This window comes from Micromonospora sp. NPDC049529 (assembly GCF_055586685.1).
The window spans coordinates 220,549-240,061 of the sequence record NZ_JBVJHT010000013.1 but is presented as its reverse complement, the minus strand read 5'-3'; the positions used below and the strand labels follow the sequence as shown (position 1 = coordinate 240,061).

General features: G+C 68.7%; 21 protein-coding genes. 6 read left to right on the top strand and 15 right to left on the bottom strand.

Features of this window, described 5'->3' with window-relative positions; all coding sequences use genetic code 11:
• Window positions 1–62: 62 nt before the first annotated feature.
• Window positions 63–410: a hypothetical protein gene (locus tag ACZ6QQ_RS24035; protein ID WP_465879237.1), complete on the bottom strand. Its 348-nt coding sequence runs from the start codon at window positions 408–410 to the stop codon at window positions 63–65.
• Window positions 411–478: 68 nt separating this feature from the next.
• On the bottom strand, window positions 479–2,476 hold the full coding sequence (locus ACZ6QQ_RS24030; RefSeq protein WP_465879235.1) for an acetoacetate--CoA ligase: 1,998 nt from the start codon (window positions 2,474–2,476) through the stop codon (window positions 479–481).
• Window positions 2,477–2,900: 424 nt separating this feature from the next.
• Between ACZ6QQ_RS24030 and ACZ6QQ_RS24025 the strand changes: the two genes are divergently transcribed.
• Window positions 2,901–4,208: a ThuA domain-containing protein gene (locus ACZ6QQ_RS24025; RefSeq protein WP_465879233.1), complete on the top strand. Its 1,308-nt coding sequence runs from the start codon at window positions 2,901–2,903 to the stop codon at window positions 4,206–4,208.
• A gap of 115 nt (window positions 4,209–4,323) precedes the next feature.
• On the opposite strand, the gene ACZ6QQ_RS24020 is transcribed toward ACZ6QQ_RS24025, so the two are convergent.
• The 4 genes from ACZ6QQ_RS24020 to ACZ6QQ_RS24005 all read right to left on the bottom strand — a co-directional run bounded on the left by ACZ6QQ_RS24020 (window position 4,324) and on the right by ACZ6QQ_RS24005 (window position 6,195).
• Window positions 4,324–4,740 (bottom strand): hypothetical protein, encoded by a 417-nt coding sequence (locus ACZ6QQ_RS24020; RefSeq protein WP_465879231.1) that lies wholly within the window; start codon window positions 4,738–4,740, stop codon window positions 4,324–4,326.
• Entirely contained in the window at window positions 4,737–4,988 is a 252-nt protein-coding gene (locus tag ACZ6QQ_RS24015; protein WP_465879228.1) for a hypothetical protein, read from the bottom strand. The genes ACZ6QQ_RS24020 and ACZ6QQ_RS24015 overlap by 4 nt, the downstream gene beginning before the upstream one ends.
• 272 nt (window positions 4,989–5,260) lie before the next feature.
• Entirely contained in the window at window positions 5,261–5,446 is a 186-nt protein-coding gene (locus tag ACZ6QQ_RS24010) for a DUF397 domain-containing protein (protein WP_465879284.1), read from the bottom strand.
• Complete coding sequence (locus ACZ6QQ_RS24005; RefSeq protein ID WP_465879226.1) at window positions 5,443–6,195, bottom strand: Scr1 family TA system antitoxin-like transcriptional regulator; 753 nt, start codon at window positions 6,193–6,195, stop codon at window positions 5,443–5,445. Before ACZ6QQ_RS24005 ends, ACZ6QQ_RS24010 begins: the two co-directional genes overlap by 4 nt.
• Before the next feature lie 310 nt (window positions 6,196–6,505).
• Here ACZ6QQ_RS24005 and ACZ6QQ_RS24000 point away from each other — a divergent pair, with 310 nt between their 5' ends.
• Window positions 6,506–8,245, top strand: coding sequence for a hypothetical protein (locus ACZ6QQ_RS24000; RefSeq protein ID WP_465879225.1), 1,740 nt, complete (start codon window positions 6,506–6,508; stop codon window positions 8,243–8,245).
• Between the two features lie 135 nt (window positions 8,246–8,380).
• The gene (locus tag ACZ6QQ_RS23995) at window positions 8,381–9,565 is read left to right on the top strand and encodes a low temperature requirement protein A (protein ID WP_465879224.1); all 1,185 of its coding nucleotides are present in this window, start codon (window positions 8,381–8,383) and stop codon (window positions 9,563–9,565) included.
• Window positions 9,566–9,569: 4 nt separating this feature from the next.
• Here the strand turns inward: ACZ6QQ_RS23995 and ACZ6QQ_RS23990 are convergent, their stop codons facing one another.
• The 3 genes from ACZ6QQ_RS23990 to ACZ6QQ_RS23980 form a co-directional block, all read right to left on the bottom strand.
• Window positions 9,570–10,529 (bottom strand): serine hydrolase, encoded by a 960-nt coding sequence (locus tag ACZ6QQ_RS23990; RefSeq protein ID WP_465879223.1) that lies wholly within the window; start codon window positions 10,527–10,529, stop codon window positions 9,570–9,572.
• A gap of 150 nt (window positions 10,530–10,679) precedes the next feature.
• Window positions 10,680–11,204 carry an acyl-CoA thioesterase gene (locus ACZ6QQ_RS23985; protein ID WP_465879221.1) on the bottom strand — a complete coding sequence of 175 codons (525 nt, stop codon included), beginning with the start codon at window positions 11,202–11,204 and terminating at the stop codon, window positions 10,680–10,682.
• Window positions 11,205–11,309: 105 nt separating this feature from the next.
• Window positions 11,310–12,614, bottom strand: coding sequence for a family 16 glycosylhydrolase (locus ACZ6QQ_RS23980; protein ID WP_465879220.1), 1,305 nt, complete (start codon window positions 12,612–12,614; stop codon window positions 11,310–11,312).
• A gap of 328 nt (window positions 12,615–12,942) precedes the next feature.
• Here ACZ6QQ_RS23980 and ACZ6QQ_RS23975 point away from each other — a divergent pair, with 328 nt between their 5' ends.
• Window positions 12,943–13,350: a nucleotide pyrophosphohydrolase gene (locus ACZ6QQ_RS23975; protein WP_465879218.1), complete on the top strand. Its 408-nt coding sequence runs from the start codon at window positions 12,943–12,945 to the stop codon at window positions 13,348–13,350.
• 40 nt (window positions 13,351–13,390) lie between these two features.
• Here ACZ6QQ_RS23975 and ACZ6QQ_RS23970 read toward each other — a convergent pair whose 3' ends face one another.
• From ACZ6QQ_RS23970 to ACZ6QQ_RS23945, 6 genes are all read right to left on the bottom strand, one after another.
• Entirely contained in the window at window positions 13,391–13,705 is a 315-nt protein-coding gene (locus tag ACZ6QQ_RS23970; RefSeq protein ID WP_465879216.1) for a hypothetical protein, read from the bottom strand.
• 64 nt (window positions 13,706–13,769) lie between these two features.
• The gene (locus ACZ6QQ_RS23965; protein WP_465879214.1) at window positions 13,770–14,474 is read right to left on the bottom strand and encodes a hypothetical protein; all 705 of its coding nucleotides are present in this window, start codon (window positions 14,472–14,474) and stop codon (window positions 13,770–13,772) included.
• Window positions 14,471–14,731, bottom strand: coding sequence for a hypothetical protein (locus tag ACZ6QQ_RS23960; protein ID WP_465879213.1), 261 nt, complete (start codon window positions 14,729–14,731; stop codon window positions 14,471–14,473). Before ACZ6QQ_RS23960 ends, ACZ6QQ_RS23965 begins: the two co-directional genes overlap by 4 nt.
• A 14-nt stretch (window positions 14,732–14,745) precedes the next feature.
• A complete protein-coding gene (locus ACZ6QQ_RS23955) occupies window positions 14,746–15,009 on the bottom strand; it encodes a hypothetical protein (RefSeq protein ID WP_465879211.1) in 264 nt (87 codons plus the stop codon).
• 203 nt (window positions 15,010–15,212) lie between these two features.
• Window positions 15,213–15,416, bottom strand: coding sequence for a DUF397 domain-containing protein (locus ACZ6QQ_RS23950; protein WP_465879209.1), 204 nt, complete (start codon window positions 15,414–15,416; stop codon window positions 15,213–15,215).
• Window positions 15,409–16,290, bottom strand: a complete 882-nt coding sequence (locus tag ACZ6QQ_RS23945; protein WP_465879207.1) for a helix-turn-helix domain-containing protein — start codon at window positions 16,288–16,290, stop codon at window positions 15,409–15,411. The genes ACZ6QQ_RS23950 and ACZ6QQ_RS23945 overlap by 8 nt, the downstream gene beginning before the upstream one ends.
• 265 nt (window positions 16,291–16,555) lie before the next feature.
• Between ACZ6QQ_RS23945 and ACZ6QQ_RS23940 the strand changes: the two genes are divergently transcribed.
• Together ACZ6QQ_RS23940 and ACZ6QQ_RS23935 are read left to right on the top strand one after the other, a co-directional pair.
• Window positions 16,556–18,634 carry a DnaJ-like cysteine-rich domain-containing protein gene (locus ACZ6QQ_RS23940; protein WP_465879205.1) on the top strand — a complete coding sequence of 693 codons (2,079 nt, stop codon included), beginning with the start codon at window positions 16,556–16,558 and terminating at the stop codon, window positions 18,632–18,634.
• 109 nt (window positions 18,635–18,743) lie between these two features.
• Window positions 18,744–19,493 carry a hemerythrin domain-containing protein gene (locus tag ACZ6QQ_RS23935; RefSeq protein ID WP_465879283.1) on the top strand — a complete coding sequence of 250 codons (750 nt, stop codon included), beginning with the start codon at window positions 18,744–18,746 and terminating at the stop codon, window positions 19,491–19,493.
• Window positions 19,494–19,513 lie beyond the last annotated feature (20 nt).

Below are 19,513 nucleotides of genomic sequence, written 5' to 3'. Positions count from 1 at the left end.
CCCGCTGTTCACAGCTCGGACGGGTCACCCGCTGTTCACAGCTCGGACGGGTCACCCGCTGTTCACAGCTCGGACGGGGAAACTTCGCGCAGCACCCCGTCCGGGCCCCAGCGGTAGCAGCCGGCGACGTCACCGAGCCACGGGCGCGCCCTCGCCTCGGCCGGGGTGAGCACCGTGGCCTGGACCCGCAGCACCACGAACCGCCCCCGGTACGGCGTCCGCCCCGGACCCACCAGCCCGTCCATCAGGACCGCTCGACGGCCGGAGACGAGTGCCCCGTCGACGACCCAGTCCGCCGGCAGGTGGCACCAGGCGGTACGGACCATTCGGGCGAACGGGCTCAGCGCCTCGCCACGGCCGGTGCTCGGATCAACGGTGTCGGTGATGGTCAACTGTAGGTAGGCGCCCACGAAAGGTGAAACGCTCCGGAGGCGTACTCACGTTGTCGGTCGGGTGGATCAAATACCCGACCCATCGGTCAGCCCCGGGCCCGCTCCTTGGCGAAGACCTCGAAGGCGATCAGCGACTCGGGGTTGACCAGCGCCCCGGTGGCAGCGGCGGCGGCCACCGGCGTACCGGTGAGGATCTTCTTGACCGGCACCTCCAGCTTCTTCGCCGAGAGCGTCCGGGGCACCGCCCGGACCTGGTGGATCTCGTCCGGTACGTGCCGGGGCGAGAGCGCGCTGCGCAGCTCGCGGGCGATCTTCTTCTTCATCGGGTCGTCGAGTTCCAGCCCGTCGGCGAGGACGACGAAGAGCAGCAGCTCACCGGCCCCGCCCTCGTTGTCCTCCAGGTGCACCACGACCGAGTCGGTGACCTCGTCCAACCCCTCGACGACGGAGTAGAACTCGGCCGTGCCGAGGCGTACGCCGCCCCGGTTGAGGGTGGCGTCGGACCGGCCGGTGATCACACAACCGCCGCGTTCGTTGATCGTGATCCAGTCGCCGTGCCGCCACACACCCGGATAGTGGTCGAAGTACGCCTCCCGGTAGCGGCGCCCGTCCGGGTCGTTCCAGAAGCCGACCGGCATGCTCGGCATCGGCGCGGTGATCACCAGCTCGCCCAGTTCGCCGACGACGGGTTTCCCGTCGGCCGAGCGGGCCTCCACCCTGGCGCCCAGGGCCCGACAGGCGATCTCCCCGGCGTAGACCGGAAGCAGCGGGACACCGCCGACGAAGCCGGTGCAGACGTCGGTGCCACCGGACAGCGACTGGAGCTGCACAGTGGTGCTGACCTCGTCGTACACCCAGGTGAAGCCCTCGGCGGGCAGCGGTGCGCCGGTCGAGCCGAGGCCGCGCAGCCGACTCAGGTCGGCGATCTCCTTCGGCCGTACCCCGGCCTTGCGGTTGGCCAGCAGGAACGGCGCCGAGGTGCCGAAGTAGGTGGTGCCGGTCTCGTCGGCGAGCCGCCACAGTGCGCCGAGGTCGGGCTCGGCCGGTCGGCCCGGTTCGGCGCGGACCGCCGGGTTGCCGTCGTGGAGCACGATCGCCGCGCCGACCGCCGGCCCGGAGACGAGGAAGTTCCACATCATCCAGCCGGTGGTGGTGAACCAGAAGAACCGGTCGGCCGGGCCGAGGTCGTGGTGCAGGGCGAGCATCTTGAGGTGTTCGAGCAGGATCCCGCCGTGCCCGTGCACGATCGGCTTCGGCAGCCCGGTCGTGCCGGAGGAGTAGAGCACGTACAGCGGGTGGTCGAACGGCACCGCCTCGAACGCCAACGGCTCGTCGGTCACGGCGGCCAGGTCCGCCCAGGCCAGGGTGCCGTCCGGCGGCGCCGCGTCCGGATGCAGATAGTTCAAGATCACCGTGTGTACGAGCGACGGCAGCGCGTCCCGGATCGCCGCCACCTCGCCCCGCCGGTCGACCGGCTTGTCCCCGTAGCGGTAGCCGTCGACCGCCACCAGGACCTTCGGCTCGATCTGCTGCCACCGGTCGGTGACACTGCGGGTGCCGAACTCGGGTGCGCAGGAGGAGAAGATCGCCCCGAGGCTGGTGGTGGCGAGCATCAGCACGAACGTCTCGGGAATGTTCGGCGCGTACGCCGCCACCCGGTCCCCCCGACCCACGCCGAGCCGGCGCAGTCCCGCCCGCACCCGCCGTACGTCCTCGCGGAGCTGCCCGGCGGTGAGGGTGACCGGCGCGCGGGTCTGGCTGTGCGCGATCACCACCGGGTCGTCGTCGGCCAGGCCGGGCATCCGCAGGACGTGTTCGGCGTAGTTGAGGGTGGCGCCGGGGAACCACTCGACGCCCGGCATCCGGTCGCCGCGCAGCGTCTCGCTCGCCGGGGTGTGCGCGATGACCTCGAAGTAGTCCCAGATCGAGCGCCAGAAGCCGTCGAGGTCGTCGACCGACCACTGCCACAGGGCGGGGTAGTCGGCGAAGTCGAGCCCCCGGTGCTCCTTCAACCAGCGCAGGTAGTCACCGATCCGCGTGGTCTCGCGGACATCTACCGGCGGCTCCCAGAGCACGTCACCCATGGTCCTCCCCTCCCCGCCGCGCCACAACACCGTGACCCGACCCAGCCCGCCATCCGGCCCGATCCTGCCGCACCCCAAGGCTGCCATTCTCCGCACACCCCACCCCACCCAACGCGTGCCCACCCCACACCCTTTCCCCCCACCCATGTGCCCCACCCCCACCCCCATCCCCTGCCCACCCCCTGCCCACCCCCACCCCCTGCCCTCCCCACCCCCACCCCCCCACCCCCTCTCCTCGTCGATCTAGGGCAAATACGTGCTTGTTGATCTCCATTCACACGTATTTGCCCTAGATCGCGAGGGGGGTTGGGCGGGCGGGGAGTGGGTGGACACATGATCCAGGGGGACATAGCGTGTGGTCGATCGTCTGCGGCATCGCCCTGGTCAGCCGTGACCAGCCGCCGGCGGTCCGAGAGGACCTGTCATGAATATCGGTGCCCATCGGCCAGTCAGCAGAAGACTGGTCCAACTCCTCGCGCTCTTCCTGGCGCTGATCTGCGTGTCGTCCAGCCCGGCGATCGGAAACGCGAAAGCGGCCGCCGCCGCACCCGCGTTCAACGTCATCGCCTTCTACAACGGCACCTGGGACGCGGCGCACATCAGTTTCGTCCGGGAAGCCAACCAGTGGTTCCCGCAGATCGCCGCGCAGAACAACTTCACCTACACCGCGACGACCGACTGGAGCCGGCTCAACACCAGCAACCTGGCCCAGTACCAGGTGGTGCTCTTCCTGGACGACCTGCCGCCGGCGGCGCAACGCCCGGCATTCGAGCAGTACATGCGCAACGGTGGCGCCTGGCTCGGCTTCCACGTTTCCGCGTTCAACACGAATCCGGGCGGCTGGGACTGGTACCACAACCAGTTCCTCGGCACCGGCGCGTTCCGCAACAACACCTGGGGACCGACCACGGCCACCCTGCGCGTCGAGGACCAGTCGCACCCGTCGACCGCGCGCCTGCCGCTGACCTTCACCTCGTCGGTGAGCGAGTGGTACAGCTGGAACAACGACCTGCGCAACAACCCGAACATCGACATTCTCGCCTCGGTCGACCAGAGCAGCTTCCCGCTCGGCACGGACCCGAACCAGACCTGGTACAACGGCTACTACCCGATCATCTGGCGAAACGTCAACTACAAGATGCTGTACGCGAACTTCGGCCACAACGCGATGAACTACGAGAACAACACCCCGCTCTCGTCCACCTTCGCCAGTGAGGTGCAGAACCGGTTCATCATCGACGGGCTGCTCTGGCTCGGCGGTGGCGGCGGCACCACGCCCCCGCCCACCGGTCCGATCTCCCCGACCGCCTGGTACACGGTGGCGAACGCGGGCAACGGCAAGTGCGTCGACAGCCGTGCCGCCGGCACCGCCAACGGAACCGCGATCCAGCAGTACACCTGCAACAACAGCAACGCCCAGCAGTTCCAGTTCCAGCCGACCAGCGGCGGCTTCGTACGCGTCAACAACCGTGGCAACAGCGCCCGGTCGATCGACGTGACGAACGTGTCCACGGCCGACAACGCGCCGATCCAGCTCTGGACCTACACCGGCGGCAACAACCAGCAGTGGCAGCCGGTCGCCGAGACCGGTGGCACTTACCGGCTGGTGAACCGGCTCAGCGGCAAGTGCCTCGATGTGCCGGGCGCGTCGACCGCCAACAGCGTCCAGCTCGTCCAGTACGCCTGCAACGGCTCCGCCGCCCAGTCGTTCCGCCTGGTCCAGCAGCCCTGACCCGTCCCACCCGTACGGCTGTCCGCCTTCATGATCTCGGAGAGTTTGGCTCGCTATGACCGGCCAAACTCTCCGAGATCGTGGAGCACCCAGCGGGAGTCCCGCGAGACAGTGGCTAGGACTCGCTGAGGTCGATCACGCCCCATCCGTGCGGGAGGACGGCGGCGGCCGGGCCGGGCTTGGCCGTGACGTAGTGGGCCTGGTGGGCCAGGGCTGACCGGATGGCGTGGCCGGCGGCGAGATCGTCGCCGACCGCACGGGCGAACGCCCCGGTCTGCCGCACATCGTCACCACCCGGCTCCGCCCCGAGCGGCAGGAGTTGCACGGCCGGGGTGGTCATCAACAGGGCAAGCAGCGCGCTACCGAACTCGTCGGTGGTGGCGGCGTACGCAGCGGCCAGACACGCGGCCGGGACACCGACCGACCGCTCCTCATCGGCAATCTCGGAGATCAGCTCGCCGACGGCGACATGGCCGGCGACGTACGCCCGCAGCGCGGTGTCGTCGAGGACGATCGCGATCTCCTGGCTCATGCGGCGCCGTCGAGCAGCCGGCGTCCGGCGTCGAGCACATCGGCCGGCATCGGCTCGGCCAGCCGGTCACGCCAACGGGCCTTGCCCACCTCGGTGACCTCGATCCCGGCCCGACGCATCACCTCGTCAACCCGTCCACCGGCCATCTGGGCACGCACGGCGGCGGCGATCGCGGCCGAGGCATTGGGCTGGTCGTCCAGCCACTGGCCGACGTCGTCCGGGACGCTGATACTGCGCTTCACGGTCACGTGGCCGAGCCTACCTCAACCGGTATTACCACCGGTGCTACCACGCCGACGAAGGTGCTGGAAGCGCGGAAAACGGACACTCGTCGCACGCAAACGCGTCAATTTCGAACATCGTCTTGGGTGTGCCTATGCCGAAAACGATGTACGAGACGAAGGCGTAAGTTTCCCGGAGGCGCCAGCGCTCGGTCGTGTTGCACCACCGCCCCAGCCGTACGAGATGACGGCCGCGACCCGCACCAGCGCGCCACGGCCGTCATCAATCGTTTCGGGGCTTACCGGGTACGGGTCACGTCCGCGACGAACACGCTCCAGGCGGCCGGCTCGAAGGTCAGGGTGCCGCCGTCGCGGTCCTTGGTGTCCCGCACGTACACCCGACCGGGCAGGTTCTCCGCCACCTCGACGCAATCCCCACCGTTGGAACTGCTCTTCGTGCTCTTGTGCCAACGGGCACCGGTCATCTCATCCATGGGCGCGCCTTAATCAGCTCGATGGACTGGTCACGCGGCAGCGCGACTGACCTCAGAGTGTCCCAGGTGCGCCAGAGCGGGGCAACGTTGTCAGTCACCCGTCCGGCCTCCTGGTCGTCCAGGTAGCCCCTGTCGTCCGCGCCTTCGATGCAGGCAATGACGAACGCCCCTGCCTGGCCGGGGTGGAATCCCGCTCGCAGGGGCAGCACGTGCAGGAACAGGTTCGGCCGAGTCGCCATGATCTCCAAGTGGTCGAGTTGCGGGTGCAGAATCTCGGGGTCCCCGCGTTGGAGCGCGGCCTCGTCCACTACGAACACGCACATGGGCGGGCAAGGCCGTTCGAACACGACGGTAGGTCGTTGCAGACGATTCGCAACGAGCTGCTCGATGTCGTCGTTGATCAGCGGACCACTTGACAACACCGCACGGGCATAGTCCTCGGTTTGGAGCAAGCCCGGAATCACGCTGGACTGAAACGACCGAAGAGACGTCGCAAGTTCCTCGACCTCGGCCCACGGCCGGAACCACGACAGCTCCTTCGGCCGCATAACCTCTGGCCACAGCTCGCCGACCTCGCGGCCCAGGACGGTGGCGACCGCGGTGCGGGTCTTCGGATGTGGGATGCGGTGAGCGGGGCTGATCCACCGGGCGGCCGTCTTCGGATCCACACCGACGGCCTCGGCCAGGGAATCGGTGGTGAAACCCTTCTCGACCATGGCCAGACGCAAGATTTCGTTCATTGATGATCTCTCCTTGTGAGGAGGCCCGAAGACGCACCCTATCGATGACGTCAGGGACACGAACAGGACAGACCGATGTGTCCGTACGAATGTGTGCTCGACAATGCGTACCGTTCGCCCTGCTGGTAGGTAGTTTGAATCGATCTTTCGTGCGGACCGGAGACCGTGGAGGAAATGAATGGCCTCGACAACATCGCAGCCGGGGCGGTTCACCGAGGACGCGGAAGGGATATCCGAACCCGAGCCGATACGGCGGCCCATGTGGTTCACGGCGGTTACCGCGCCGCGAATTATCCTCGGCTTCGCTTTGTTGATCGTGGCCGTGGCGCCGGTCGTACTCGCCGCTGTTTCGGGGAGCCTTTCCATTCCGCACAACGACGCGTGGGCGTACAGCCGGATCGGGCAGGAGTTCGGGCGGACGGGTGAGATCAGGCTGCTGGGGTGGAATCGTTCGGCACTGGTCGGGCAGATCGTGGTGCTCGGGCCGCTGGCGGCATCGATCACCGCGCAGCACGTTTTCGTCGCCCTGCTCGCGGCCGTGGCGGTGCTGGCCTGCTACGACCTGCTGGTCCCGGCGCTGGGCCGGCTACGGGCAGCCGTGGCGGCGCTGGTGCTGGCGGTGTGGCCGGAACTCGGGCTGCTGGCCACCTCGTTCATGAGCGACGTGCCGGCGCTGGCCGCCACCCTCGGTTGCCTCGCGCTCGCCCGCCGGGCACTCGCCGGCCCGTCGTTGCCGCTGCTCGCGGCGTCACTGGCGGTGGGGCTCTGGGGTACGACCATCCGCGAGCAGGTCTTGGCCGCACCGGCGGCGGTCCTGCTCACCGCACTGTGGCAGGCGTGGCGAGGCGAACCTTCGGGTCAGACGTGGAGCGACGACCCTTCCGGTCAGACGTCGAGCGGCGACGCTTCCAGTCAGACGTCCAGCGGCGACCCTTCGGGTCGGGCGTCGAGCGGGGGCGCCTCGGCCACCGGGGGTGACAGCCGGAAGCCCGTGCTGAACGGGCGGGGCTGGGCGGTGGTCGGGCTGGGTGCGCTGTTCGCGGTCGGGTTCGTGGCGTTCGAGTGGTGGCGGCGTTCCCTCCCCGGAGACGACCCGCCGCCGCCACCGCCGGCCGGTCCGGTGCTGCCGGACGTACTGGACGTGACGGTGCGTGGGTACTTCCTGCTCGCGCTCGCGGTGTCGCCGGCCGTGCTGGCGGTCGCCCGGCCGTGGCGGTGGGGTGTCGGGGCATGGCTCGTCGCGGCGGGGACCGCCGGGGTCGCCGCCCTCGGCTGGCACGACTACGGGCTCCGGGGCTTCCTGATGAGCGACTACCTGCTGCCGGGCGGGCCGTACCCGGCGGTGTTCCGGGGCGAGCGGGAGATGTTCGGCGACTGGGTGCTCCAGCTTCTCGCGCTGCTGGCGGGGGCTTCGGGCGTACTCCTGGCGGGTCTGGTCGTGACGCGGGCCCGGCGGCCCGCCGCGCTGCTGTGCTGGTTCCTGCTGCTCACCGTGGCCGGGATGCTCGCGACCCGGGCCGCCGGTCAGACGGTCTTCGGGCGCTACCTCGTCGTCCTGGTGCCGGTCCTGCTGGTTGTCGTGCTCGTCGGGGGCCAGCCGCACCAGCGGGCGCGGTCCGGGCGCACGCGCCGGGTCCGGGCCCGGTTCCGCCGGGTCGGTACGGCGGTCGGTGTCGCGGCCGGCGGGTTCCTGGCCGTCCTGGCGCTGACCGTCACCGCGTACGGGTCGGCGCTCGACGCGGCCCGGTGGCACGCCGCCGAGCGGTTGGTGGCGGACGGGGTGCCGCCGACCGACGTCGACGCCGGCTTCGAGTGGTCGGGTTACCACTCTCCGGACGGGGTGAACTGGGCACCGGCGGGCGCCCCCAGGGTGAACTGGTACGCGAACAAGTTTGCCGACAACCGCCCCTGCTTCGTGCTCGCCTCCTCCGCCCAGACCGGGGAGCCCGGCTGGCAACTGGTGGGTACGCGGACCTACCGCGCGTACGTCGTGACCGGCACCGCCCGGATCTGGGTCTACCGCACGGGTCACTGCCGCCCGCCGGCCTGACCGGGGCGTCGATTTTCCGGTACCGGCACCGGCGGTCCCCCGGCTTGCTTAACTTGGGCAGGTGTGGCCGGCTCCTTCGTCAACCTGAGCACCTCGGCCCGGCCTGCGCCGAGCGCGGACCGGGACGGCTGATCGATGACGGACGAGGGTCGGACCGGGCTGATCCGCAGCTCCGACGCGCCGGAACGGGCCACCCTGCTGGAGTTGCTGTTCGACGTGGCGTACGTCGCCGCGCTCGCCCTGACGTCGATCCGGCTGGCCGGGGACGTGACCCCGACCGGGGCCGTGAAGTTGCTCGTGCTGCTGATGGCCATCTGGTGGACCTGGGCGATCACCGCACTGCTCACCGATTTCTACAATCCGGAGCGGCTGCCGATCCAGGCGATGATCGCCGGCAAGCTGCTCGGCAGCATCCTGCTCGCGGCCACCCTGCCGCACGCGTTCGGCACCAAGGGCTGGATCTTCGCGAGCGCGTACGTGGCGATGCACGTCGGGCGCGGGATCGTGCTGGTGAGCGTGCTGCGCGGGCATATTGCCCAGACCCGGGCGGCTCGTTTCCTGTTCTGGTTCGTGGTGTCCGGGGTGTTCTGGGTCGGTGGCATCTTCGTCGACGGCTGGGACCGTTTCGGGTGCTGGGCCGTCGCGATCACGATCGACTATGTCGCGGGGGCGATCCGGTATCCCACGCCCTTCGTCGGCCGGGTGCCGATGAAGCAGTACGAGAAGGCCAGCGAGCATCTCGGCGAGCGTTACCAGCAGTTTCTCATCCTCGCGCTCGGTGATCTGCTACTGATCCCGACCCTGCGGATGGGCAGCAGCGACTTCAGCGCGATGCGGGTCGGGGCGTTCGCGCTGGCCTTCGTCACGACCCTGATGTTCTGGCAGATCTACGTCTTCCGGGCCGGTGCCTTCCTCCAGGTGGCCCTGCACGTGAAGCCGAGCCGGGTGACCCGGTGGGCGCCCTACACCCACCTGCTGATGGTGGTCGGCGTCGTCTCCAGCGCGGCCGGATTCGACCTGGTGATCGGCCAACCGGGCGGATCGACGCCGGCCCGCTGGGTCGGAGTGATCTTCGGCGGGCCGCTGCTGTTCCTCGTCGGCCGGATCGTCTTCGAGTACGCGGTGTTCCGGACCGTCTCGCGGTGGCGGCTGGGCTGGGTGCTGCTCCTGCTGCTGGCGGCACCGACGATGGTGCTCCTGCCGCCGGTGCTGGTCACGACCACCACCTGCGTGATCCTGCTCGGCGTCGTGGTCTCCGACGCGGTGCGCGCCCGGCGCGGCTCGTCGGCCAGGCCCGATTTCAGCCTTCCGGGAGGCTGACCGGTCAGGTTCGGGTGAGGGGCAGGGGAATCTTCAGCGCGGCGCCGACTCCCGGGGTGACGAGCTGGGCGGCGACGTTCGCGCAGACCCGGGCGCCGTATTCCAGGCCGCGCCGGTCGGGATAGCGCTGCTGCACCGCGAGCACCCAGTTGTTGCTGATCGCCAGGCAGTTGACGTGCCAGTTCCCGTCGTAGAGCAGGCTGGTCCAGCCGTTCTTGATACTGACCGGATCGTGCCGGACGAGTTCGGGCGGCAGGCCGTCGATGATGCCCCAGCGGCCTCCGCCCCGGGTCCGTTGCTGGTCCTTCTTGGCCGCCGTGCCCCAGACGTTGCGCATCTCCTCCAGCACCCATTCGGTCCACTTCGGACCCGCTGCGGTGCCGTCGCGGACACACTCGCCCAGCCGTACGGCGTCCTGCGCGGTCATCTCGGTGAAGCTCCACCAGCCGACGTAGCCGGGGACGGTGCCGAGCCGGGTCTTGGTCAGCTTGCACATGCTGATCATCCGTTTGGTCACCACTGTTCCGCCGCCAGCGTCGTAGAGCGCCGAGGTGGCGTTGTCGTCGCTGTACCGCAGCGCGGCGCTGCCCTGTTTCAGCCGGTCGGCCGAGGGGGTCTTGCCCGCCTCCTCGGTCCGGCGCAGGAAGTCCGAGACGATCCACACCTTGATCATCGACTCGGTGGAGTTGGTCGCCTCGGCGCTGTTCGGCGAGCCGGTGGTCTGCCCGCTCCTGCGGTCGCGCAGGGCCCAGGCGACGAAACCGTCGGCCGGCACCGAGACCGGTGCCGCGCCCAGGGTCGGTGGCGGCGGCGGGGCGAGCGCGGCCGGCGCGGTGGCGGCGGCGACCGGGTCGGGCCCGGTCGGGTCGGTCGCGGTGAGCTTGCCGTACGCGGCGGGGACCAGCAGACCGGCACCGAGAACAATCATTGCGGCGGCGAACAGCAGAATCACGCGGGGGCGCATGAGTGGCGGGCTCCAGAGGGGCGGGGCCGAGGGGGTACGGGGATCCGACTGAATCGGTGCCGCAAAGCTTACGGGGCAACAACTTTCCCGGCTGCCCGCCCGATCCCCGAGACCACTCCATTCGGCCAGCGCCGAAACCCGCCCCGAGTGTTACTCGGTCGCCGCCCGGTTCGCCTGGATCGCCTTCCGCTTGGCCAGCCGGTGCGCGCGGCGGATCTCCGCCTCCCGCCACCGCCGCTCGTCCTCCGGCGTCTCCGGCAGCACCGGGCGCACCTCGCGCGGGTTGCCGGCCACGTCCACCGCCACGAACACCAGGTACGCGGTGACCACCCGCAACGGCTGGTCCTCGGCGCTGTCCCAGCGCTCGGCGACCACCTTCACCCCGACCTCCATCGAGGTGCTGCCGGTCCAGTTGACCTGCGCGTGCGCGTGCACCAGGTCACCGACCCGGACCGGCTCGGAGAAGACGATCTCGTCGATCGCGGCGGTGACCGCCGTACCGCCGCTGTGCCGGGCTCCCGAGGCACCGGCCACGTCGTCGACGAACTTCATCAGCACCCCGCCGTGCACGGTGCCGTAGAGGTTGACGTCGACCGCGGTCATGATGCGGCTCAGCGTCACCCGCGAGTACGAGGTCGGCTTGCCCGACAGCGGGGCCGTGGTCTGCTCGGTCATGCCCGAGACGGTACGGCCCCGCCGGATCCGCCGGTACGGACACCGGCGGGTGGATGACCTGCGTCTCCGCTGGCCAGCCACCCGCCGATCGATCACCAGCGGTGATTACTGGTAGACGCGGACGTAGTCGACGAGCATCCGGGCCGGGAACGGGGTGCTGGGGTCCACCGGTCCGGGGAAGTCGCCGCCGACGGCGAGGTTGAGGATGATGTAGAACGGGTGGTCGAAGACCCACGGGCCGCGGGTCGCCTCGACGGTGGCCTTGCTGGCGTAGAAGACCGTGGTGCCGTCGAGTTTGAAGGTGATGCCCCGGCTGTCCCATTCGGCGGACCAGACGTGGTAGTCCAGGGACAGGTCCAGGTTGCCGGGGGTGGTGTACTTCTGTCCGTACCCGCCGCCGCCGTTGTAGGCCGGGGCGTGGAGGGTGGAGTAGCCCTCGAAGGTGTTGCGGCCGAGGACCTCCATGATGTCGATCTCACCGTTGTAGGGCCAGGGGCGGCCGGTGAGGAAGTCGGCGCCCATCATCCAGAACGCGGGCCAGAGGCCGTTGCCCTTCGGGACCTTGACGCGGGCTTCGACGCGGCCGTACTGGACGGTGAACTTGCCGCCGGTGTTCATCCGGTGCGAGGTGTAGTCGCGTCCGCCGGCGGTTTCCCGTCTCGCTTCGATGACGAGGGAGCCGGTGCCGTCCATGTTCGCGTTGTTGTTGTTCGTGTAGTACTGGATCTCGTTGTTCTGCCCGGTGCCCGGGTCGATGGTCCACTTCGCCGGATCCGGCTTGCTGCCGGCCGCACCGTTGAACTCGTCACTCCAGACCAGCCGGGTCGCCGGGAAGGTCGGGTCGGCCGGCTGCGCGGGGGGCGTGGTCGGGGCGCCGCCGGTGCCGTAGACCTGGAACTCCCAGAGCGAGTAGCCGTACGCGGTGCCCCGGGCGGTGCCGTACATCCGGACGTAGCGGCCGGTGCCGGAGACGTTGAGGGTCTCCTTGAAGCCCGCGCCGGTGGTGGTGGAGTAGATCGTGGTCCAGGTGGTGGCGTCCGGCGAGACCTGGATCTGGTACGCCCGACCGAAGGCCGGGTCCCACTGGAGAACCACCTGCGAGATCGTGGCGGTGGCGCCGAGGTCGACGTAGATCCAGCCGGGGTCGACCCAACCGGTGGTGGAACTGGTCGCCCAACGGCTGGCCGGGTCGAGATCGAACGCCCTCGCCGGGGTGCACTGGTAGCAGTTCGCGTCGCTCTGGTCGCTGGAGGCGACAGCCGGCTTGCCGTACGACAGCAGCCCTTCCTCGGCGGCGCTGGCGGTGCCCGGCGTGATGCTCAGATAGCCGCCGAGCAGGGCAAGTAACGCGGTCAGGGTGGCGATGCCGCGCCACCTTGCGGTGGCAGGAGCAGTAGGAACCCGATCCATCAGTCCTCCTTCGCGGAGTAGGACGAATGTCAACGAACCGTGACGGATCAGTGACATCTGGATGAAGAGAGCGCTCCCTTGTAACCCACTCTTAACCGCACCATCACCGCTGTCAATTCGAACGAGGGCTCGGAGAGCGTTTTCTGGCCGGGGTAGCGCTCCCACGGCTCTGGTCCACGGACCGGCCGGCAGCCGCCCCTGCGAGTCGACGATACGTCTGAATTGCCAGGTAGAGAGCGCTCCCGCAACAAGGGTCGGGGTGGTCGATCACGAGGCTCGAAGCGGCTCCGCAGGTTGCTCAAAAAATTTCGCCGATATCGTCCTGGCCATGAGCATCGAACCCGCACCGGGCCGTGACGACCGCGCCAACACCGTGCCGGAGCTGACCGAGCGGCTACGGGTGTTCGTGGCCGAGCGCGACTGGCAGCAGTTCCACACCGCGAAGAACCTCGCCATGGCGCTGGCAGGCGAGGTCGGTGAGCTGGTCGCCGAGTTGCAGTGGCTCACCCCGGACCAGGCGGCACGGGTGATGACGGACGATCCGGCGGCCGGTGCACGGATCCGCGCCGAGATCGGCGACGTGATGACGTACCTGACCCGGCTGGCCGACGTACTCGACATCGACCTGGTCGCCGCCGCCCACGACAAGCTCGACGACTCGGCCCTGCGCTACACCGTCGAACGGTCCAGGGGCTCGGCCGCGAAGGTCCCGCCCAACCAACCGTCCGGGTTGTAGCCTCCGGTCGATCGCTGGCTACAACCAGCGAAGCCCTGGGTTACATGAACCTTGCCGCGGTTTCCTCGACCTCGGAGATGAACTCTTCGAGCTGAGTCTCGGTCAAGTCCGCGTCATGCAGGAGATTCCCGAGGACGAAGATCTGTAGCTGGAAGGCAACCTCGGGGCTGATGCTGTCGACCAGTTCGACCTCACCGAGGGCGGCTCTGATCATCCCCTCCATTTCGAGGGCGGATAGCTGACCCGCGTCCTGGTAGCGCGAGCGCGCATCGGCTACGAAGCGTGTTATTTCGCGCCTGTCCGTGGTCGAGTCGAATCGTTCATTCACCGCTATCGCGAACGCCGCACCAATCACCTGGGTGCTCCCCTGCCACCCCGACTGGCCCAACTCGGATGCGAGACGGTCGGCGCTACCCCAGTCACGGCGAGCTATCGCGCGGATCAGGTCGCTCAGTTCGATCCTTGTGCCCACGGTTCTTGAACCTCGCTATCTCACGGAGAATCAACTGACCTGATCGGTGCAACGCGATCCCGACCACCAGACTGACGACGAGTACGTGCCCTGCGGCCTCGGGCACGTCAATCTTGGTCCTCGGGGTCGAGGCAGGCAAGCTTGGTGTTCCTGTGGTCGCCTGCTGACCTCCGGAGGGACCCGATGGGCTGCGGAAGATTCCGATTACCTGCTGGGTGAGATCCGTGCCGGACTTGGCGCCATCCTGCAACTTCTCGACATCCCGCGTCATCCTGCCCAGGAAGCTGTCGATGCTTCGTCGAGAGTTTGACCGTTCGACTGAGTCCGCAAGAATCTGCTCGCCGGTGGGCGTAGCGGAATCTGCGGCGAGTAAGGCCACCGAGCCTGGGGCGATGGTGTTGAGATAGCTGGTCAGGCTCTCGCTCGCCTTGGCCAGAAGTCGGGCGTACCGGGCGGTTTTTTCGCTGGCGGTGTGGCTGGCGGTGACGGCGGCGCGGATCTTGCTGTGGTCGGTGCCGGTTGCCGCTTCGGTGAAGTGGGCCTTCGCCTGGTCGGCGTCGGCCTGGGCGCGCAACGTGGTGATGACGGCGGCGTCCAAGCTTTCGAGTACGGCACGTAGCTGTGCGACGACGTCGCCGACGCTGGCTGTCATCCGAGGCCGGTGAGGTAGTCGTCAGCGTTCGACGCGGCGGCGGCGAACCTGCTCACAATCGGGCCGACCTCCGTCTGCGCCTCGTCCAACAGTTTCCGCACCTTCTCGACATCCGCGTTCCGGCTGTCGTGCAGAAGTTGGAGCGCGCGTTGGGATGTTTCGGCCGCGCCACTGGCGGCCCGCTCGAAGGTGTTCTGGCCGTGCTTGATCGCCTGGATGCCTTCGCGAAGGGTCGCCTTCACCTCGTTGACGCTCACCGCTCCGGCTCCCGTCAGCCGAGCAGGCCGATGTAGGCGCGGGCAGCCTGTTCGCTGCCCTGAATCAGGGTCGCGGCTTCGGTGAGGCGTTGCTTGCTCTGTTCGGCCCTGGCTATGGCCTCGCCGATTGTCTGGTGGCCGCTGCCGGATGCGACCGCGCGGAGTCGGGCGAGCAACTGTTCGGTGCTGCTTATCGCGCCCTGGATCTGGTTGACCGTGCTGCTGCCCTGTTCGGCAGCCTGCATCAGGGCCGCCTTCACTTCCTCGATGCTGGCCACGTCCGCTCCCTCGGCTCGCCGTTGCCATGGCTGCCCACTCGCGGGCACTTGCGCGTGAGCAACCCGAGCGGCCGTCACGTTTGGGTAGTCGACCGAACACTATCGGGAGCATTCAATCTCTCGCTGCCCCGAAGCCGACAGCCGTGTTAGCGAAGACGAACGTGCCCCGGTCAGCTGGCCGGGGCACGAGTGAGCCAGGTCGATCAGGAGGTGAGGATGGTGGCCTTGACTCCCGAGACGAAGGTGGACCAGGCGTACGGGTGGAAGACAAGGACGGGTCCGGCCTGGTCCTTGCTGTCTCGTACGGCGACGGCGTCGGTCAGGTTGTCGGCGACTTCGACGCAGTCGCCGCCATTGCTGCCGCTGCGGGTGCTTTTGCGCCATCGGGCGCCGGTCAGGTCAAGCATGGTGAACCTCCCCGATGATTTTGTTGATCATGTGTTTCGATTGTCCCTCATCCAGCGCGAGATGCTTCAGGCCGTCCCAGATCGTTTCGTAGGCGGCGACCTCGTCCGGCCGGTCCAGATAAAGCGCTCCGGTCCAGGACTCGCTGTAGATGACGGACGGCTCCGGGGTGGCCCGGTTGCCCGGCGGAAAGTCGAGCATGACGAAGGTTCCCGCTTCCACGCCCCGATGCAGGCCCGCCGACAGTGGCAGGACCCGGATCGAGGTGGAGGGCAGGTCGTTCACCACGAGCAGATGCCGCAACTGGTCCGCCATCACCGCCCGGCTGCCCACCGTGCGCAGTAGCGCGGCCTCGTGGATGACGACCTCCAGCTTGGGAGCCGAGGGTAGACGACGGGTCAGCAGGGACTGTCGCTGTAACCGGATGTCGACCAGGCGCTCGCGTTCGTCGTAGCTAACTTCGGTGCGGTGGTCGTAGACGGCGCGGGCGTAGTCCCTGGTTTGGAGTAGGCCAGGAATCAGGGCTTCGTCGTACCGGCGGATGTGGGAGGCAGCGGTTTCGAGGCCGACGTACATCTCGAACCACTCGGGGATGGCGTCGCCGTACGCGTGCCACCAGCCCTTGGCCTTGGTCTCGGCGGCCAGTCCGACCAGGGCGGTCACCAGCTTCGGGGCCGCGTCGTAGAGCTGACACATTGCCTTGACATCGAGAGAACGGACCGCTCCGAGTCCACTCTCGATCCGCCAGACCTTCTGTCGGCTGCACTCCAGTGCCTCGGCTGCCCCGTCCAGGGTCACCCCGGCCTCGGTACGGAGTTGACGCAGCTTCCGGCCGAGTTGCCGCCGAGGCACCGTCGAGCCCATGTCCTCTGTCATTTGATCACGCCCCGTTCGATTTTTTAACATCCGGTCGTCTCCACTGCAACGCCTGCGAGTTGGGTGAAGGCAAGTCAGTCGGCTGGGTCGGATTTCCCCTATGAATTCATTGCCGTCCCCGTAGCGCACATTACAAGATGGGGTCGGTAGGGGCGAATATCGATGTCGCCGATTCCCGTTCTCCGGGCTGATCAACAATTCCCCGTCGAAAGGTCGATGCTGTCGTGCGTACGTTTATCCGTCGCCATCGGGCCGGGGACCGCCGATGAGCGGGCCGATCATCGTCACCTGTCAACGATGCGCGGGAAAGACGGTTACCGAGGAGCAGTACGGATGCCTCAGTGGCGGCAACCGGGCCCTGGTCACCGACGACCCGGTGCCGCGTGAGGCGTACCGGGACTGCCGGAAATGTGGCGGATCCGGCACGGTCGTGACCGCCTGCCGCACCTGCGGACAACGCGGCCGGCAGCGGGCACAGATCGTGCTCACGGTCGCCAACGTCGACACCGGCGCGGTCGCGTCGACCAGCGTCGAACCCGGCAGCGTGACCCCCGTGTCCGACGTCGGGGGTGGCTGGCGGCTGCGTCTCGGCCCGCTGGTCGGCGAACTGGCCGCCACGGTCGGGGCCGCCACCTGGCGTGATCTGTGGGGGAGGCCGGACAACGAACTGGACGTGTCGCTGCCCCGCGAGTGGCGGCCCGACCTTCCGTTGCAGCGGTGGCGGGCACTGGAGGCGGCGGCGATCGCCGCGCAGGCCGGCGAGGGGTGGCACCTCTACCTCGGCAGGAGCACGGCCGCGCCGGTGGTCGACCCGGAACACCGGTTGAGTCAGCTCTGCGCGTTCGCCGACCTGCTCCGTCTCGACCTCGTGGTGGAGGCTCGTCGCAACCGTACGGAGCACCCGCTCTACTGGAACGTCCGCTACGACGTACCGGGTGCCACGGTGCCGGCGACGCCCCATCTGGACGCGACGAGCCTGGCCGGCGCCGCAGCCGCCGCTACTGTCGTACGCGCGATCGGCGGCATCTCCGCTCGCGGACTGACCGCCCCCGCCCACTACGTCGACCGGTCCGCCGGCACAGCGGACGCCGGGTCGGCGACCGCGCGTGCGCACGTGAACCTGGACGAGTTGGAACGGCGGGTGGTCGCCGACTGCACCGATCTGCGTACCGGCTCGGTGCTGCCCGGCGCGCAGGCGATCTGGCGCAGCGGGAGGTGGTGGCACACCAGCCTGCGGATCGCCGGCCACGTCGAGAGCTTTGCCGAGCAGCAGACCGGACAGATCGTCCGACGGGTTACGCCGGTGCTGCGTCGGGGCTGGGAACCGCCCGAACCGTCCTGGACGGGCGAGCCGATCGAGCATTCGCCCTGCCCCGACTGCGAGCCCGGCAGCAGGATGCGGGCCTGTCTCTGCAGAACCATCGGCGGCGGTCAGGTCGACCCGGGTTGCACCAGTTGCGGCGGATCCGGCAGACGCGCCTTCGCGCTGCCCTGCCACACCTGCGGGGACACCCACCGGGTCCACTCCGGCGTTGTCGTGACCATCACCGACCTGGACCGCCGGATCGAGCACCTCAACTGGCGGGCCGGGCATGGCGTACCGACCCCGCTGGTCGCCGTCCACCCGAACGGCAAGGCCCTGGTCCAGCTTCCCGAGCGCTACCGGCTCGACACCCACGCCGGCAGGCTCGGCGTACGGCCGGAGGACCTCACCGAGCTCGACGGCGGCTGGCCGGTCGACCAGGACCTGCGCGAGGGTCTGGTCACCGTGCACCGGACCGACCTCGACGGGCTCAGTCAGTTCGTCGCCCGAGCTGCGCGGGGGCACCCCGGCGCGCGGCTGCTCGTGCTTGCCGCCCCGCCCGACGTACCGCCGCTGGCCGACCTGATCCGGCTCGCCATCGGCCTCGGGCTTGGTCTGACGGTCAGCCTTCGGGACAACCGGATCGACGCGGACGATCCCGTCCGACGCCACGGCAGGTCGTGGCACGTCGAGTTCACGCCCGCTGACCCGCCGACCGTCACCATCGACCCGGCCACCCGGCCGAGCCTGCCAGCGGCGATCGCGTACAGCCTCGAATATCTGGAGAACGCCCTCGCCGACGAGGTGCCGACCGACCCCGACCAGCCGATACCCGTACCGGTCCGCCTTGATCCGGTCACGGTCGACGACCCGGAGGCGCTCATCTCCGCCCTTGCCGCAGAACACGGGGGTAAGCAAGTGTCGGTCCACTTTGCCGCCTCGGGCTGCCACGTCTACCTGCGGGAGCGGGACGGTCTCCGTCAGTTGGCCATGGCGGGCGACCTGGCCGGCGCTGTCGCCGCGATGGGCATGTCTGCGTAGACGACCACCGACCGCTGCGTCGAGGGGCCCGGACGGTGCAGGGGACACGATCCGTAGCACCGTAGTCATGTGCGGTGCATCACTAATGGCCCTTTTTGTGGTGGAGCTGATGCTGTGGAACAGTCGTCCTTCGCGGCGTACGCCCAGCAGTGCCGAGCAGAGAGAGCTGAACCCCACCATGAGCGTCAAGATGGCCGATGTCCGCGACATGTACACCGTGCATATCGTGTTCCGGCGTGAATTCGGCCAGCTGCCGTCGCTGGTCCGGGCGGTACCGGACGGCGACACCGCGCGGGCCGAACTGCTGGCGGGTCACGTCCAACTGCTCTGCGGCATGTTGCACTCCCACCACAGCGGCGAGGACGAACTGCTCTGGCCGAAGCTGCTCGACCGGGGCTCCGCCGAGATCGCGCCCCTGGTCCACACGATGGAGTCCCAGCACGAGGCGGTGGACAAGGTCATCACGGACATCGACGCGGCGTTGGTGTCATGGCGCGGCACCGCGTCGTCCGCCGAGCGGGAGACGCTGGCGGATGCGCTGGAGCGCCTGTACGTCCCGTTGGTCGAGCACCTGAACATGGAAGAGGAGCACATTCTCCCGCTCGCCGCGAAGTACGTCACCGCGCCCGAGTGGGAGCAACTCGGCCAGCACTCCATGGCGAGCCTGCCGAAGAACCGGCTGCCCCTGCTCTTCGGCATGGCGATGTACGAGGGCGACCCCGAGGTGATCCAGGGGATCGTCGCCACGATGCCGCTCGCGCCGCGACTGCTCATCCCGATCCTCGCACCGCGCCTGTTCGGCTCGTACGCCAAGCGGATCCACGGCACTCGCACTCCTGCCCGGCACGTCGCCGGCTGAGTTCCGTTACCGCGCGCCGG